Below are 15989 nucleotides of genomic sequence, written 5' to 3' on the forward strand. Positions count from 1 at the left end.
ACTGTGGGCGATGCGCGAGAGGCGCTCTATTGGATTAGTGAGAACGCCAAGTGGGACGGCTTGCGAGTATCCCCGACCAATCGTGGGTGGGACCATGCGGGCTGCCTCTGGCCCGCGAATTCCTGTCTGATTCAAGAGGCGTACGGAAAGGGGAGGCAGATCCACTCGGTGCCCATTCGTTATGAAGCGCTAATCAACTCAGCGCATACGGACGCGACACGACTGGCAACGCTGGCCCACGAGCTGGGCCACCTCTACTGCGGTCACGCCGGCACTCACGACAAGGATCTCTGGCCGGATCGGAGTGGCACGCCCGAGGAAATGAGGGAATTGGAGGCTGAGTCGGTAGCGAAGGTCGTGTTCCAGCGACGCTATCCAGGCGTTGAACTTCCTGACCACCTCAGTCAGTTCTTCAAGGGCGAGATACCCAGCCTGGACGGACTGGACTTGGAACGCGTCCTCACCGCTGCCGGCCGGATCCTCGAGACTGCGGATGGGTACCGTCCGCGCCGCTCCAAGATCCGACGGCCCGACCTGCACGGCATGACGAAAAGGGAGTAGCCCGCTGAGCAGAGCTGGTTGCTCGGCAAGTTACGCGAGGAGCCAACTTCGTGAGCGGCGCAGGGCCGACCGACTGGACTTCGTTGGCGTGTCGGCATGGGCTGTCATCCAGGACGACGTAAAGAGGAAGGGCCCCGACAAACTGTGAGTGCTCAACGTCCTACGGACGCATGGCACGACCAGTGGCCTGCCGCTCAGCACCTCGCTGAACCCGGGCTGGAGAAGCCTCGAAGGCCAGAGCCGCGATGCGCGGCTCCTGACCGGTCTCAAGGGGTCGCCCGACTCCCGTCACAAACCCAGGAACTCGAGGGCGTTGTCCCGCATGATCCGCTGCTTCGTGGCGTCCTTGAGCGGCAGCTCTTCCAGCTCGCGGACGCATCGGGTGAGGTCGAAGCCGTTGCTGCCGAGCATGATCTTGCCGCGCAGCTGCCGGTCCATGGCCCTGATCAGTTCCGGATCGAGTGTCTTGGGGAAGTAGGCGGAGATGTCGCCGTACACGTTCGGGTGCCGCCACAGCATGGAGATGAACTCGCCGGTCCAGGGCCACCCCGTGTGGGACAGGTTGATCTTCAGGTCCGGAAACTCGATGGCGACGTCGTCGACGAGCATGGGATGGCCGACGTTGCTCGGCAGCGTCTCGGCGGAGTGCCCGACCTGCATCCCCACCGGGATGCCGAGCTCCATGCACTTGGCGTACAGCGGGTAGCACCGGCGGTCGTTGGGCGCGATGCCGAAGGTCATCGGGTGGAAGTAGACGTACTTGAACCCGTGATCGCGCACGAATGTCTCGATGCGGCGCAGGCTCTCGTCGATGCGGAACGGGTTGTAGCCCGCGGCCCCGATGAACCGGTCGCCGGCGACCTTGACGGCCTCTGCCACGACCTCCTCGGGCATGTCCATGATGAGCTGGTGGTGGTGGCGGTAGGACCACATCTTGAGGCAGGCGAGCACGATCATGTCGCAGCCCTCGCGGTCCAGTTGTGCGATGGCCTCGTCGATGTGCAAGGTGGGGTCGGCCTCGGTGGGTGGGTCGTCGACCTTGACGTCCCGTCCCCACTGGGTGGTGACGACGCCGTCGTGGAGCAGTGGGCGAAGGGTGGTGCGAACCATGGTCTGGAACTCTTCGTACTGGTACTCGGTCCCCGACAGGCCCGGCGCCACATAGGGCGCGTAGTTCATGATGTCGATGACGCCGGACATAACGACTCCTAGAAGCTTGATGTCGGTCGGGATGGAAACCCGACTCTTTGGTCAGACCGTTGTAGCACCAGATAACGATCGTTCACAAGTAGCAGGTGAGAGCCGGACAGTCTGTCAGTGCTGACCGACCCCGATCGAACTGGCCGTGACGGTGCCACTGATGCACCGTTTGCCCTCGGCGGTGCGCGCTTCCACCCGCGCCACCGCGAAGGTGCGACCCGAGTGAATGACATGCGCCACAAAGCTCACCGTCGTGCCCAACGGAACAGGTCGCAGATAGGCGACGTGGATGGAGGTCGTCTCGAGGGCTCGGGCCTCGGCCTCCATGGCGGTGATCGCGACGAGGTCCGCCAGGCAGAGCGTGATGCCGCCGTGCAGGTTGCTCAGGGGGTTGACGAGGGCCGGCGTCGCGGCAACATCGAGCAGTGCGCCCTCGGATGTCGGCTTCGCCTCGACGTCGAGCAGATCAAAAACCGAGCCGACGTCCCCTGGGTCGGGTGGGCCATGGGTGGATGCACCGGGCGGCCCCTCGTCGGGAGCGCCCGGCATGGTCGCGACGAAGCGGCCCTGTTGTCGGCCGACAGCGACGAGCCGTCCCTGGTTGTCCACGATCTCACCGGACGTGACGGCGGCACGCTGGTCGGCGAACACCGGCCGCGCGCGGCCCGACAGGCGAGGGCCGGTCTCGATGGGGTGGCAGAGGTCGAGCGAGATCTCAGAGCTCACCGACCAGTGGTCGGCCGGGCGCTCGGTGAGTACGGCATAGCCGAGCACGTCGTCCGCGAGTACGCCCAGCGCCCCCAGCGAGATGCGCCCTGCGGCCCGCTCGAGCCAGGCGCCGGTCGGCATGGTGGTGGAGACGATCGTGTCACGCTCACATACCGGTTCAACACGGAACAGTCGCTCGGGTTCGCTCACCACGACCGGGAGCGGTTGCCGGGCCACGACGTTCGATCCCGCGCCGGTCGTCAGTCTCGTCGTCGCCATGGCGCCCCTCACAATTTGGTCGGTCCATTAGTACTATATGGTCTGGCCAAATTCATCTCGCCGGGAGGCCCGCATGATCTCGTTCGCTTTCACCGCTGAGCAGCAGGACTTCCGGGCAGAGCTGCTCCGGTTCGCCCGAACCGAGCTGGCGCCGAAGTACATCGAGCGGGCAGCCGCCGCGGACTTCGCGTGGGATGCGCACCGGCAGCTGGCGAAGCTGGGCGTGCTCGGCATCGGCCTGCCCGAGGAGTATGGCGGCACCGGTCCAGCTGACCCGGTGACGCTCGGCCTTGCGACCGAGACGCTGGCCCAGGGAGACATCAACGTGGCGGCCGGACCGATCTACGTCGGCCTGGTCGCCGCGCAGATCGCCGAGCACGGCCAGCCGAGCCTGGCTCGGAAGTGGGTTCCCCGGATGATCGCGGGCGAGGAGATGGTGGCGATCGCTGTCACCGAGCCGTCCGCGGGGTCGGATGTGTCGAACCTGCGCACCGAAGCCCGTGCGGTCGACGGGGGCTGGCGTATCACGGGGGAGAAGATCGCGATCAGCCACGCCATGAATGCCGGCGCCGCGCTCGTCTACGCACGCGAGCCGGGGACGAGCGGCTACGCCGGGATCAGCTGCTTCCTCGTCCCGCTCGACGCCGAAGGGGTCACCCGCTCCCACACGATCGGGATGGGCGCGCTGCCCCTCGGCTGGGGCGGCCTGTCCTTCGAGGAGGTCTTCGTTCCGGCGGACCATCTGGTCGGGGAGCGCGGGAGGGGCTTCGCCGGCGCCATGTCCCACTTCGACTTCAGCCGTCCCGCGATCGGGCTCGCCTGTCTCGGTGCAGCCCAGGCCAGCCTCGACGAGGCGATCGCGTGGTCGCAGCAGCGCGAGGCGTTCGGCCGCCCCATCGCGGCTTTCCAGGGCGTCTCCTTCCCCATCGCCGAGAGTGCCACGCTGCTCGAGGCGGCCCGCTGGCTCTGCTACCGCTCGCTCTGGGCCCGCGAGTCCGGGGAACAGCACACGCACCTCGCCGCGATGTGCAAGTGGTGGCCGCCGCAGGTGGCCAAGGACGCCATCGAGGCGGCCCTCGTGACCCACGGCAACCTCGGCTACTCCGCCGAGACGCCGCTCCAGCAGCGCTACCGCGACGTCATGAGCTACCTCATCGGCGACGGGACCGCCGCGATCCAGAAGCGGATCATCGCGACCACCCTGATCGGCAAGGTGGCTGCCCGATGACCAAGGTCGGGATCTCGTTCCCCCACGATGCGCTGATGGCCTCAGGCCCCGACCAGCGCCGCCGGCTGCTGCACCACACCACGCGCGCCGGCCTGGATCATGTGACGGTGGGCGACCACATCTCCTTCCACGGCGGAACCGGCTTCGACGGCATCGTCTCTGCGAGTTCGGTGCTCGCGACCCAGGACGACGTCTCGGTCCTCATCGGCGTCTACCTGCTCGGGCTGCGCCACCCGATGGTCGCGGCGCGCCAGCTCGCCACCCTCGCCGAGATGGCGCCGGGCCGGCTCGTCCTTGGGGTCGGCGTCGGTGGCGAGGACCGCAGCGAGATCAGCAACTCCGGGGTCGACCCCGCCACCCGAGGCCGCCAGCTCGACGAAGCGCTCGGGCTCGTCCGCCGCCTCCTGACCGGCGACGAGGTCACCCATGCAGGGGAGTTCTTCTCCCTCGACGCGGCAAGGATCCTTCCGTCACCCGCCGAGCCGATCCCCTTCGTCATCGGCGGCAAGGGCCAGGCGGCGGTCCGCCGTGCGGCTGCGCACGGCGATGGCTGGCTGGGAATCTTCTGCTCGGCCCGCCGGTTCGCCCAAACACGCGGGGAGATCCTCGAGGCGACTCGCGCGCTCGGCCGCCCCGAGCCGACCTGGTTCGGCGTGAACGTCTGGTGCGGGCTCGACTCCAACGGTGAGACGGCGCGCGGGCTCATCGGAGAACGGATGGAGGCGCTCTACAAGCTGCCCTACGAAAAGTTCCAGCACGTCGCGCCGGCCGGCACCCCGGAGCACGTCGCCGAGTGGTTGACCGCCTTCGTCGACGGCGGGGCCGAGCACATCACGTTGATCCCGGTCGCCGCCTCGGTCGAGGCAGGCCTCGAGCACGCCGCCAAGGTCAGGGAGCTGCTCGCGGGCTGAGCGGCATACCCTTGTCTTTTCGGTCCAACCATTCTAACTTAGGGGCAATCGGTGGGTGGGCCCTTCGGCCGCACCCACCGTCGGGGAACCCACGCCACTCCCAGCCCTGGAGCGCTCATGACAACGCAGTCGCCCGCCACCGTCTCCGACCGGTACACCGAGCAGCAGGTCAAGGACTTCTACGACGCCGGCTACTGGCGTCATGAGAGCTTCTACCAGGACGTCGTCGCCCAAGCCGCGGAATATCCGGACAAGGTGTTCATCTTCGACAGCACGGCCTCCTTCACCTACGGCCAGCTGCGCGACGACGCGCTGCGCTTGGCCGCCGGCCTGCGTCGTCTCGGGATCGAGCGCGGCGACCGCGTCGTCGTCCAGCTGCCCAACTGGGCCGAGTTCGGCCTCGCCGCCGTCGCCCTCTCACGCCTCGGCGCCGTCGTCGTGCCCGTCATGCCGATCTATCGGGGAGCCGAGGTCTCCTACGTCGTCGAGCACTCGGGCGCGGTCGCCGCGATCACGTGCGAGTCCGTCAAGGGCTTCTCCTACGTCGACATGTACGCCGCGATCCAGGGCGAGCACCCCGAGCAGCTCCGGCACCTCGTGGTAGCACGCGGCGGAGCGGCCGCGCAGGCCACGCCGGGCGGTGCGACCGACCTGGCCTCCCTCCTCGTGGCGGGTGATCTGACCGAGCTGGCCGGCGAGGTCGGCCCGGACAGCTCCCCCGATGACCCCTTCCTCATCGTCTACACGTCCGGGACGACCGCCAAGCCGAAGGGCTGCTTCCACACGTACAACGCGATTCGCGCCAGCTCCGCGGCGATCGCGACGAGCCTCGACTACACCGCCGAGGACGTGCAGTTCGGTCCGTCGCCGATCACCCACAGCACCGGCCTCGTCACCAGTGTCGTGCTGCCCCTCATCACCGGTGCCTCCTCCCACCTCATGGAGGCGTGGGAACCGACCGAGGGCATCGAGCGGATCCAGAAGCACGGCTGCACGGTCGCCGTCACCGCGACCGCCTTCCTCCAGATGATGATGGGCGTCCACGACCCCGCCGTGCACGACCTGAGCAGCATGCGCTACTGGGTCTGTGCTGGCGCGCCGATCCCCGGCAGCGTCGTCGAGCGGGCCGGGCAGATGCTGCGCGGCGGCCGCGTGCTCAGCCTCTACGGTCGTTCGGAGAACTTCCTCACGACGATGTGCACCGCCACCGATCCCGCGGAACGGTCGGTCACGTCCGACGGCCGTGCCCTGGCGGGCGCGTCCGTCAAGGTCGTCGACGCGCTGGGTGAGGAGGTGCCGGGTGGCACCGAGGGCGACATCGCCTACAAGGGACCGAGCCACATGCTTGGCTACTACCGGAACCCGGCCGAGACCGATGCCCTCTTCACGCCGGACGGCTACTCGAGATCCGGAGACCTCGGGTTCATGGACGATGACGGCTACGTCCGCGTCACGGGCCGGACGAAGGACATCATCATCCGAGGCGGCCTGAACGTCAGCGCGCGTGAGCTCGAGGACCTGCTGCTCGACCACCCAGCGGTCGGAAACGTCGTGGCAGTCGGGATGCCCGACGAACGCCTGGGTGAGAAGGTCTGCGTCTATGTCATCCCCGCTGCCGAGCAGGAGGCGCCGACGCTCACGGAGATCGTCGACTTCCTCAGGCAGCGCCACGTGGCCACGCCGAAGCTGCCCGAGCGGCTCGAGGTCGTGGACTCGCTGCCCATGACCGCCACCGGCAAGATCCAGAAGCACCTCCTGCGGGACGAGATCGCAGCGAAGCTGCGGGCCTGAGGGGGAGATGCCGATGCCGACTCTGCCGGCGGCCATGGCCGACCAGTTGCGCGACGTCCTGCGTCTCGCCGCGGACGCCGCCGGCGGGGCGCAGGTCAGGCTCCACATGCGTTCAGAACAAGACGTTAGGTTCGAGCTCGCCGCCACCTCCGACGATGAGTCCCCGAGCTGTGCCGCTGCGCCGCTCGCCGCGGGCCTTCGGGACCGGGTCCTGGAGTCAGAGTCTCCAATTGTCGTGGCCGAGAAGGCCACCCGCCGGCTGTTCGTCATGGCGCGGGTCCTTGGACCGAGCGGGGACGCCATTGGGTTCCTGACCCTCGATGGGGGCGAAGCCTCCAGTGAACACGGCAGCGACCCCGACTCGTCCATCCTGCGCGGGATCGCGACCGTCGCCACGTTGGCCGCCACCACGATTGCTTCTGTCTACCGGAGCCATGCGCTGACACGGGCGAACGGTAACCTCCGGGCTCGGGCCACGGTCGATGGTCGCCTGACCGAGATCATGCGTGACGGGGGCGGCCTGACCGCACTCGTGGGTGAGGTGGCGCGCCTGACCGGCAAGCCCACGACCCTCTTCGACCACGGTCATCGGCAGATCACGACTGCATCCTCCGGTGGAACCGCCCCCGTCTGGAGCCCCGCGATCCATGCGGTCCTCACCGACCACGACGCCGACGCCGGGGACACGACCGAAACCTTTATCGTGCCTGCGGGTGGCGTCGGCGGCCTCAGCCGTCGCAAGATCGTCGCACCCGTCGTCGCCGCCGGAGAGGTATTCGGCTGGCTCGTCATCGATGAGCACCCCTCGCGCTTCAGCGCGCTCGACACGTATGCCGCGCACCGCACGGCCGCTCACCTCGCCTCCGAGCTGCTCGTCCAACGGCGAGTCGCACGGATGGCGTGGAACGCGAAATCGGCCCTGGCCCGGTCGCTGATCCGCGGCACCCACACCGCCGAGGACCTCATGGCCAGCGCCGACTACCTTGGCGTCGACACCGGCGCCCGCCGCATCCTCGCCTACGTGCATGAACCATCCCACGCCAGGTCCAACGAGTGCGTCGACCAGACGCTCGCGGGAGCGATCGAACACGCCCTCGGCGTCGAGGTCCTCACGACGCGGGGGTCAGACGGAGTGCTCCTCGTGATCGAGGCACCGGCGGATCGCCCGAACGTGTCCCTGGTCCACGAGGTCAAGGCCGCGATCGCGTCTGCAACCGCACGCCTCTGCGGACCCGACGTCATCGTCGGCATCTCCAGCGTCTGCGAGCCGAACGCCCTCTCCCGGGGTTATCGCGAGGCCCGCGAGGTCGTCCACTGCATCGACCGCTTCGTCGGGCGGACTGCCAACAACGTCCTCGCGGTCGACGATCTCGGTCCTGCACGGCTGTTCCTTGCCAACAGCGACACGTCCGCGATCAAGGCCTACGTCGGTGACGTGCTCGGCCGGCTGCTGTCCTCCGAACCCGGGATGGCCGACCTGCTCCTCACCCTCCAGTGCTACTTCGACGCCAGCCGCAGTGTGCGGGCATCCGCGGCGCGCCTGGGCGTGCACGAGAACACGATTCGGCTCCGCCTGGCTCGGGTCGCGGCGGCCACCGGCCTCGATGTGGCGGGAGACGCAAACGACCAGCTGAGCGTGCAGACCGCGCTGCTCGTGCTTCGACTTCAGGGCCACCCCACGCTCGATGCAATCGGTACCCGGGTGCCCGCCGACGCGGGCGCCGCCGGCACGGAGCCGACGGAGCCCGCGAGCCGCCATACCGGCTTGGCGCCGGGGGAAGCCAGCACCGGCCGGAAGACCGCATGACAGGCGGCGGCAAGCCGAAGGCCTTCGGTCACGTCCTCCGTGGCTCGGCGGTGAAGGTGCCAGGTCGACGTGGAGATGTCGACAGCGCCATCGCGCGAGCGCGTGGACGTCGTCTGGCGTGGTCCCGAAGATGAGCAAGGCCACGTCATTCGTGAAGGGAAGTGTGATGAGTACGTCCAAGAGGTTGAAGGCCTTGGTCACGGGCGCCGCGCGCGAGGGCAGCATCGGCCAGGCGTTTGTGGCCAGGCTCGAGGCAGACGGCATGGAGGTCGTCACGCTCGACCGGGAGCCGGGGTGCACCTACCAGGCGGACATCTCGCGGGACGAGCTGCCGGACTTATCCGACATCGACGTGTATGTCGCCAACGCCGGGTTGACCACGATGTTCGGGGCCGCCCACAGCATGAGTCTCGAGAAGTGGCAGAAGGACCTCGACGTCAACCTCACCGGCACCTTCCGCGTCCTGCAGGCCTGCCTGCCGGGGATGCGGGAGCGGCGCTTCGGGCGGATCGTCGTCATCTCGAGCACCGCAGGTACCCAAGGCATGCCCGCGCAGATCTCCTACAGCACGACGAAGGCCGGCCTGCTCGGCCTCGTCAAGACGGCAGCCGCCGAGAACGTCAGTTTGGGCATCACGGCCAACGCGGTGCTGCCGGGCATGACCGCCAGCTCAGGCATCCTGTCGATGCCACAGGACATCCAGGACGCTTGGCTGGCGACCATGCCCAACGGCTTCGTCGCCCCGGCCGAAATCGCCGACGCGGTGGCATTCTTCGCCTCGCCCACGGCCAAGAGCGTCACGGGCCAGGCCCTCACCGTCGACGGGGGCGACGGGCTCAACACCCGTTCCGTCACCTCGTCCGTCACGCGCGCAGTTCCGGTCTCGCCGTCGACCAGTGGCCCCGGCCGCTGACGTGCGAGCTTTCGTCATCCCTGAACTGGCCGGACCGAGCGCGGGGGAACTGCGGGACGTACCGGAGCCGGACGGGGCGCACGAGTGGGCAGATGGCCAGCGGCTGCTCATCGACGTGCACGCCACCGGCGTGAGCTTCCCAGACTTGCTCCAGTCGCGTGGCGAGTACCAACATGGGCAGGCTCCCCCCTACGTCGCCGGGGGAGAGGTCGCGGGGGTCGTGCTCGAGGCGCCGTCAGGGTGTCGGTTCTCACCCGGAGACCGGGTGGCCAGCCTCACGCTCTGGGGAGGGCTGGCAGAACGGGCCCTCGGTCAGCCCCGGTACACCGTCCGGCTGCCCGACGCGATGTCCTTCATCGAGGGCGCCGCTCTCGAGCTCAACTACGCAACCGCGTGGTTCGCGCTCTACCGAGTCGGACTGCGACCCGGCGAGACCGTGCTCGTGCACGGTGCTGGAGGAGGCGTCGGCACTGCGACGATCCAGGTCACCCAGGCGTTGGGCGGCACGCCCATCGCGGTCGTCTCCGACGACGCGAAGGAAAGGGTTGCCCGAGAGGCAGGCGCACGGCTGGTCATTCGACCGGCAGCCGGTTGGGTCGACGAGGTCAAGGCGCTCACCGATGGCCGCGGTGTCGACGTCGTCATCGACCCGGTCGGGGGAGAGCGGTTCGTCGACTCACTGCGATCCCTCGATGTGGGCGGCCGCCTTGGCGTGGTCGGATTCGCGGGGGGCGGCATACCGGAGGTGCGTGCGAACCGGCTCCTGCTCCGTGACCTGAGCGTCGTCGGGGTCGCCCTCGCTCCCTATGTGGGGCGTCACCCCGAGATCAGCGCGGTGCTCGCCTCGGCCCTCGAGGAGCTGTCCGCCACCGGCGCGATCCGGCCCGTCGTCGGGCACGTGCTTTCGCTGGACCGGGCCGCTGAGGCCCTTGCTCTCATCGACAGGCGCGCGGCGCTCGGCAAGGTCGTCGTGCAGGTCAAGACATGAGGGTCAAGCGGTGAAGGTCGAGTCATGACGGACAAGGAGTCATCGGGTGCTGGAGACTGACACGGACCGCGATGCACCGGCCGGCGACCGTCGCCGGCTGCGGGCGGACGGCACCCACAACCTGCGTGACCTCGGTGGGCTAACGACGGTCGATGGGCGGCGCACCCGGGCAGGCCGGCTCTTCCGAAGCGAGTTCCTCGCCTCGCCGCGCATCCTCGCCGATCCACTGCTGCAGAGGATCGGCCTGCGCACCGTGGTCGACCTGCGCCGCCACGGCGAGACCGCGTTTGAACAGGTCGCCTGGGTTGACCGTGGCGTGGAGCTGCACCATGTCCCGCTACGGCTCGCTCAGGGCACCACGTGGCATGCGGGCTACCACCGCTACCTCGTCGACGGTCCGGACCGAGTGGTCGAGGCGGTGCGAACCCTCATGGACCCGGCCCGGCAGCCGGCGCTCTTCCACTGTGCAGCGGGCAAGGACCGGACCGGGGTCGTCGCGGCGCTGCTGCTGGACGCCCTGGGAGTGACACGAGACGCGATTGTGGCTGACTACGCCCTGACCGCCCGTGGGATCGCCCCGATCATCGACCGCCTCGCCGACGCCGAGCCGTACCGAGCCCAGCTGGCCGGGACGACGGCCGACGACCACCAGCCCCGGGTCGAGGTCATGTCGGCCTTCCTCGGCTGGCTGGAGGGGAGCTGGGGTGGGGCGCGACGATGGCTGCGCGTCCACGGTGTCACCTCCGCCGAGCTGCTGGCCTACGAGAGCGCCCTGCTCGAACCTGATCGAGCACTCAGGGAAAGGGACAGCTGATGCAGACACTCACCTCCATGTTCACGAGCACCGCCGCCGCATACCCCGACCGTCCCTTCTTCGTCACCGCGGATCAGTCCGTGACCTACGCGGAGTTCGAGCAGCAGACAGGCGAGCTGGCTGCCAACGGGTTGACCGAAGGCCAGCCGGTCGGGATCCTCCTGCCCAGCGGCCTCGAACTCGCGCTGACCTACTGGGCGGCGCAGCGGATCGGTGCCGTCGCCATCCCGCTCAACCCGATGTTCCGGGCCCCCGAGATCGCCGCCGCCGCCTCGCTCACCCGCCTGCAGATCCTGGTCACCGACTCCGCGGGCAGGGCCGAGGTCGGCCGCATTGACGGGGCCGCCCCCGACACCGTCCTGGTCTGGTCAGGGCCCGACGGTGGGCCCGACTCCGTCGAGGCGCTGCTGAAGAGGTCGACGACGTCATACGACCCGGCGTCGCGCCGACCGGACGACCCGGTCTGCATGTTCTTCACCTCGGGGACGACCGGTCGGCCCAAGGCCGTCGTCCAGACCCAGCTCGGCCAACAGAGCGCTCTCACGGCGATGTTCGTCCACAACCGGCTGCGCTACGGCTCGGATGTGGTCCTCAACGTCATGCCGCTGTTCAACAACTTCGGTGCGAGCGGCATCATGAATACCTGCGTGTTCGCCGGGGCCACGATGGTCCTGCTCTCGCGGTGGGACGTGGCTGTCGCCCTTGACCTCATCACCCGGCACCGCGTCACGATGCTGCTCGGGACACCGACCATCTATGTCGACATGTGCGAGCAGTACGACCCCTCGCGTCACGACCTCTCCCAGGTCCGGACCGCCATCACCGCAGGTGCGGCGGCCCCGCCTGCGCTGATCGAACGATTCCACGCGATCACCGGGGTGTGGCTGAGCCAGATCTACGGGGCCACCGAGACGTCAGGGATCGTCATCGTCGAGCCCCACCAGGGTCGGCCAAGGCCCGGCTCGATCGGGCAGGTCGTCGGCAGCGCTGTCGTGCGGATCCTCGATGACGACGGCAAGCTGGTACCGGTCGGCCAGCCCGGCGAGATCGTCATCAGCGGCGACATCATGAGCCCCGGCTACTTCGAGGACCCCGAAGCGCAGGACGCGCACACACTCCAAGGTTGGCGCAGCGGTGACATCGGCTACGTCGACGAGGGCGGCTACTACTTCCTCGTCGACCGCAAGAAGGACATGGTCATCTGCGGCGGCAACAACATCTACCCGGCCGAGGTGGAAGCGGTCATCGCCGGTCACCCCGCAGTGGTGGCGTGTGCCGTGGTCGGTGTCCCGGGTGAGCGGCGGGGGGAGATCCCGGTGGCGGTCGTCGTGCCGCGACGCGGTGGACACCTCGGCGCCGATTCGGTGACCGACTACTGCCGAGAGCGGATCGCGGCCTACAAGGTGCCCAGAGCGGTGTACACCTCACGAGCCCTGCCGTTAGGCCCGACCGGGAAGGTGCTCAAGGCCGAGCTGCGGAACCAGGTGATCGCGGGTCTCGTGTCTGAGGCGACTACCGGCGACGGATCACAGAACGGGGAAACGGCATGATCACCCCGAACGCGCAGCACGCGGGCTGCTTGGCGGGCGGCCGGACCATCGCCCAGGGGTTCTTGACGTTCTCGCTGATCCCCAGCACACGCTCGTCGCCGAGCAGGTCAACGGTGTCGGTGGCGCGTCGGCGCACGGCGATCCTGATTCATGGGTGACTGGGACGATTGAGCGACGGTACTCGAGGGCACCTCGACGGCGGGTGTCCTCAGTTGATCAGGACGCCGCCGTCGACCGGCAGGCTCACTCCTGTGATGTAGCCGGCGGCGTCGCTCGCGAGGAAGACCGCCGTGGCGGCGATGTCCGTCGGGTCGCCGATGCGCCCGATCGGGATGCGGGCCGCGACGACCTTGGCCTTGTAGTTCTCGCTGTAGTGGGCCGTCGCTTCCGAGGGGAAGACGCCGGGGAGGATCGCGTTGACGCGGATCCCTCGGGGACCGAGCTGTGCCGCGAGGTCGCGGGTGAGCCCCAGGATGGCGGCCTTGCTCGCGCTGTAGGCCGCAGCCGGCATCTTTGCCGTCGTCAGCGCCATGACGCTGGAGATGTTGATGATGGAGCTGCCCGGCTCCATGACCCTGGCGCAGGCCTGGACCATCCAGTAGGACCCGTTGAGGTTGAGGTCGACGATCGCGCGGAAGTGCTCCGGTGGGTCCTCGGTCACGAGGTGGTACTCGCCCCCACTGCCGGCGTTGTTGACTAGGACGTCGACCCGTCCGAACCCGTCCATTGCCGCAGCGACGAGTGCGTCGCAGTCCTCGATGTGCGTGACGTCGGTCTCCATCGCGATCGCCTCCCCACCGGCCGCCTCGACGAGCGCCACCGTCTCCTTCAGACGTTCCCCGCGACGTGCCCCGAGCACCACCTTGGCACCGGCTTGCGTCATGCCGAGGGCGTAGGCTACCCCGAGACCCGAGGATGCGCCCGTGATCACGACCACCTTCCCGGCAAGCGAGAAACGGTCTGGAACTGCCTTCCCCGCAGCGGCATCGAGCGTCATGGATCTGGTGTAACAGTGGTCTCGTCGACGGGGCAGCGCCGTGACGGGTTCACGCTGTGCACATCTCCACTCCGCGACCCGCATCGCATTGCGTTCGCGACGTCCCGACCGGACAGTTGAGCACGTGAGGAAGCTGGATCGAGACGTCTTGTTGGCCAGGCTGACGACCGCCGCAGACCGCCGCTGGCCGGGAGCTCAGGTGTGTGGCCTTCGACGGTTCCCCGGCGGTGTGTCGAGCCTGACCTATGCCACCAAGCTGGTGCGCCCGGGACAATCCGACATGCAGGTCGTCGTCAAGGTGGCCCCGGTGGGTCTCGAGCCCGTCAAGAACCGCGACGTCCTCCGACAGGCGCGGGTGATCCGGTTGCTCGGTGGGCAGGACGGCATCAGAGTGCCCGGTGTCCTCCTCGAGGACCACGGTGCGCCGCCGCTCTTCGTCATGGAGCTGGTCGCCGGCGACTCCTACGAGCCGCTTCTCGATGTCACGGAAGATCCCCCGGCCCCCGACGTCGTCGACACGCGAGCCCGCTCGGCCGCCCGGATGCTGGCGCGGATGCAGAACATCACGCCTGCCCAGCTGGGCGTCGGGGACGAGCCGGTCACCTCCATCCAGGAGGAGCTCGACCGCTGGGCGCGCTTGTTCAGCACGGTCGACGACGACATCTGTCCGGGCCACGCCGAGCTGCACGCGCGCCTGACAGCGACGCGGCCGGACCCTGTCGAGCCGACCCTGCTGCACGGCGACTACCGCCTCGCGAACATGCTCTTCGACGGCAGCGAGCTCACCGCCATCATCGACTGGGAGATCTGGTCGACCGGCGACCCCCGCAGCGACCTGGCGTGGCTGCTCATGCACACCGACCCGGCGCACTACTTCCGCCACCGGCGAGGCCCCCGCGACCTCGCAGCGGGCAGCGGTATGCCGCCCGCGCACGTCCTGCTCGACGAGTACCTCTCGCTCCGGCCCGGACACGTCCCTGACCTCGGCTGGTTCCTCGCCTCCTGCCACTACAAGACGGCCTCGACCATCGCCGTCTTCGTCAAGCGCAACCGCCGGCTCGCCGACCCCGACCCGCTCATCACGGTTGGGGGCGAGTCGCTGAGGGCGGTCATCGTCCGAGGCCACGAGATCATGGACGCCGTCGAGGCAGGCCGGGACTGGCTGTCCTGACGCAAGACCAAGCACGCGTATGCCGCTGAGCCGGCTCAGCGGCATACGCGTGCTTCGCTTGTAGCTCAGCCCCTCTGCTCGGGGACGACCTCGATGACGACCTTGCCGATCGCGGAACGCTCCTCGAGCGAGCGCAGCGCGGCAGCCGACTGCTCCAACGGGAAGGTCGCGCCGACGAGCGGCTTGATCGCCCCGTCGGCAGCGAGCCTCTCCACGGCGTCGCGAACCATCCGGAGGGTGCCGGGGTACTCGGTCTCCATGTTGTCCATGGTGATGCCCGTGACGGTGAGGTTGCGGTGGAGGAGACGGTTCACCTTGACGGTGGGGATCTCCCCACCCGTGAAGCCGATGACGATGAGTCGTCCGCCCTGCCGCAGGGCGCGCAACGAGTCGGTGAAGCGGTCGCCCCCGACCGGGTCGAGCACGACGTGGACGCCGCGCCCATCCGTCAGCGCGCGCACCTCCTCGAGCCAGGGCCCGTCGGACCGGACCACCTCGTCCGCGCCGCAGGCCCGCGCGGCGGCCTCCTTCGCGTCGCTCGACACGACGGCAATCGCCTTGGTCCCGAACGTCTTTGCCAGGTCGAGGGCAGCCGTCCCGACGCCTCCGGCGGCGCCCTGAACGAGGACCCACTCACCCGGCTGGACAGCCGCGCGGTACAAGGCGTACCAGGACGTCGCGTAGTTCATGTACAGGGCGGCGCCCTCCCTGAACGACATCGAGTCGGGCAGCTTGACGGTGTACTCGGGCAGGGCCAGGGCGCGTTCCGCCAGGCCCCCGTGCCAGATGATCCCCCCGACACGGTCGCCGTGCTCGAACCCCGACCCCTCGGGCGCCTCCAGGACGACGCCGGCGACCTCACTGCCCGCGATGTAGGGCGTAGCCACCCCGTTCTGGTAGAGCCCCCGCGTCTGCAGGGGGTCGATGAACGACAGACCGGCGGCGTGAACCTCCACCAGGAGGCGCTCGCCCTGCGCCCGGGGGTGGGCGCCGGTCGGTTCCGGAATGTCGCTCAGGACGGCGGCGTCCGGTCCGGTCAGCTCAGATACGACGATGGCCTTCATGACTATG

At 68.7% G+C, this 15989-nt stretch carries 14 protein-coding genes; 10 read left to right on the forward strand and 4 right to left on the reverse strand.

Going from position 1 to position 15989, the window contains the following annotated elements; genetic code table 11:
* Positions 1-561: ImmA/IrrE family metallo-endopeptidase (locus N864_RS24450; RefSeq protein ID WP_155892752.1), on the forward strand; the 561-nt coding region annotated here is incomplete at its 5' end.
* 288 nt (positions 562-849) lie between these two features.
* Here N864_RS24450 and N864_RS00865 read toward each other — a convergent pair.
* Both N864_RS00865 and N864_RS00870 read right to left on the reverse strand, forming a co-directional pair.
* Positions 850-1761, reverse strand: a complete 912-nt coding sequence (locus tag N864_RS00865) for an amidohydrolase family protein (protein ID WP_034712293.1) — start codon at positions 1759-1761, stop codon at positions 850-852.
* Positions 1762-1875: 114 nt separating this feature from the next.
* Positions 1876-2748 carry a PaaI family thioesterase gene (locus tag N864_RS00870; protein ID WP_034712295.1) on the reverse strand — a complete coding sequence of 291 codons (873 nt, stop codon included), beginning with the start codon at positions 2746-2748 and terminating at the stop codon, positions 1876-1878.
* Positions 2749-2821: 73 nt separating this feature from the next.
* Here N864_RS00870 and N864_RS00875 point away from each other — a divergent pair, with 73 nt between their 5' ends.
* The 8 genes from N864_RS00875 to N864_RS00910 all read left to right on the forward strand — a co-directional run bounded on the left by N864_RS00875 (position 2822) and on the right by N864_RS00910 (position 12750).
* Positions 2822-3976: an acyl-CoA dehydrogenase family protein gene (locus tag N864_RS00875; RefSeq protein WP_034712297.1), complete on the forward strand. Its 1155-nt coding sequence runs from the start codon at positions 2822-2824 to the stop codon at positions 3974-3976.
* Positions 3973-4887, forward strand: a complete 915-nt coding sequence (locus N864_RS00880; protein WP_034712299.1) for an LLM class flavin-dependent oxidoreductase — start codon at positions 3973-3975, stop codon at positions 4885-4887. The genes N864_RS00875 and N864_RS00880 overlap by 4 nt, the downstream gene beginning before the upstream one ends.
* 117 nt (positions 4888-5004) lie before the next feature.
* Positions 5005-6678 (forward strand): AMP-binding protein, encoded by a 1674-nt coding sequence (locus tag N864_RS00885; RefSeq protein WP_034712300.1) that lies wholly within the window; start codon positions 5005-5007, stop codon positions 6676-6678.
* Between the two features lie 13 nt (positions 6679-6691).
* Positions 6692-8485 (forward strand): PucR family transcriptional regulator, encoded by a 1794-nt coding sequence (locus tag N864_RS23310; protein WP_162164480.1) that lies wholly within the window; start codon positions 6692-6694, stop codon positions 8483-8485.
* Between the two features lie 166 nt (positions 8486-8651).
* Positions 8652-9398: an SDR family oxidoreductase gene (locus N864_RS00895; RefSeq protein WP_051518028.1), complete on the forward strand. Its 747-nt coding sequence runs from the start codon at positions 8652-8654 to the stop codon at positions 9396-9398.
* On the forward strand, positions 9382-10386 hold the full coding sequence (locus N864_RS00900; protein ID WP_240474149.1) for an NADPH:quinone oxidoreductase family protein: 1005 nt from the start codon (positions 9382-9384) through the stop codon (positions 10384-10386). Before N864_RS00895 ends, N864_RS00900 begins: the two co-directional genes overlap by 17 nt.
* Positions 10387-10432: 46 nt before the next feature.
* Positions 10433-11200 carry a tyrosine-protein phosphatase gene (locus N864_RS00905; protein ID WP_051518019.1) on the forward strand — a complete coding sequence of 256 codons (768 nt, stop codon included), beginning with the start codon at positions 10433-10435 and terminating at the stop codon, positions 11198-11200.
* A complete protein-coding gene (locus N864_RS00910; RefSeq protein ID WP_051518020.1) occupies positions 11200-12750 on the forward strand; it encodes a class I adenylate-forming enzyme family protein in 1551 nt (516 codons plus the stop codon). The genes N864_RS00905 and N864_RS00910 overlap by 1 nt, the downstream gene beginning before the upstream one ends.
* 208 nt (positions 12751-12958) lie before the next feature.
* On the opposite strand, the gene N864_RS00915 is transcribed toward N864_RS00910, so the two are convergent.
* Positions 12959-13831: an SDR family NAD(P)-dependent oxidoreductase gene (locus tag N864_RS00915; RefSeq protein WP_338033611.1), complete on the reverse strand. Its 873-nt coding sequence runs from the start codon at positions 13829-13831 to the stop codon at positions 12959-12961.
* Between the two features lie 40 nt (positions 13832-13871).
* Here N864_RS00915 and N864_RS00920 point away from each other — a divergent pair, with 40 nt between their 5' ends.
* Positions 13872-14918 carry a phosphotransferase family protein gene (locus N864_RS00920; protein WP_034712305.1) on the forward strand — a complete coding sequence of 349 codons (1047 nt, stop codon included), beginning with the start codon at positions 13872-13874 and terminating at the stop codon, positions 14916-14918.
* 65 nt (positions 14919-14983) lie between these two features.
* Here the strand turns inward: N864_RS00920 and N864_RS00925 are convergent, their stop codons facing one another.
* The gene (locus N864_RS00925; protein ID WP_034712307.1) at positions 14984-15982 is read right to left on the reverse strand and encodes an NADPH:quinone oxidoreductase family protein; all 999 of its coding nucleotides are present in this window, start codon (positions 15980-15982) and stop codon (positions 14984-14986) included.
* Positions 15983-15989 lie beyond the last annotated feature (7 nt).

Origin of the sequence: Intrasporangium chromatireducens Q5-1, assembly GCF_000576575.1 — a bacterium.
In the GTDB taxonomy this organism is placed as follows: domain Bacteria; phylum Actinomycetota; class Actinomycetes; order Actinomycetales; family Dermatophilaceae; genus Intrasporangium_A; species Intrasporangium_A chromatireducens.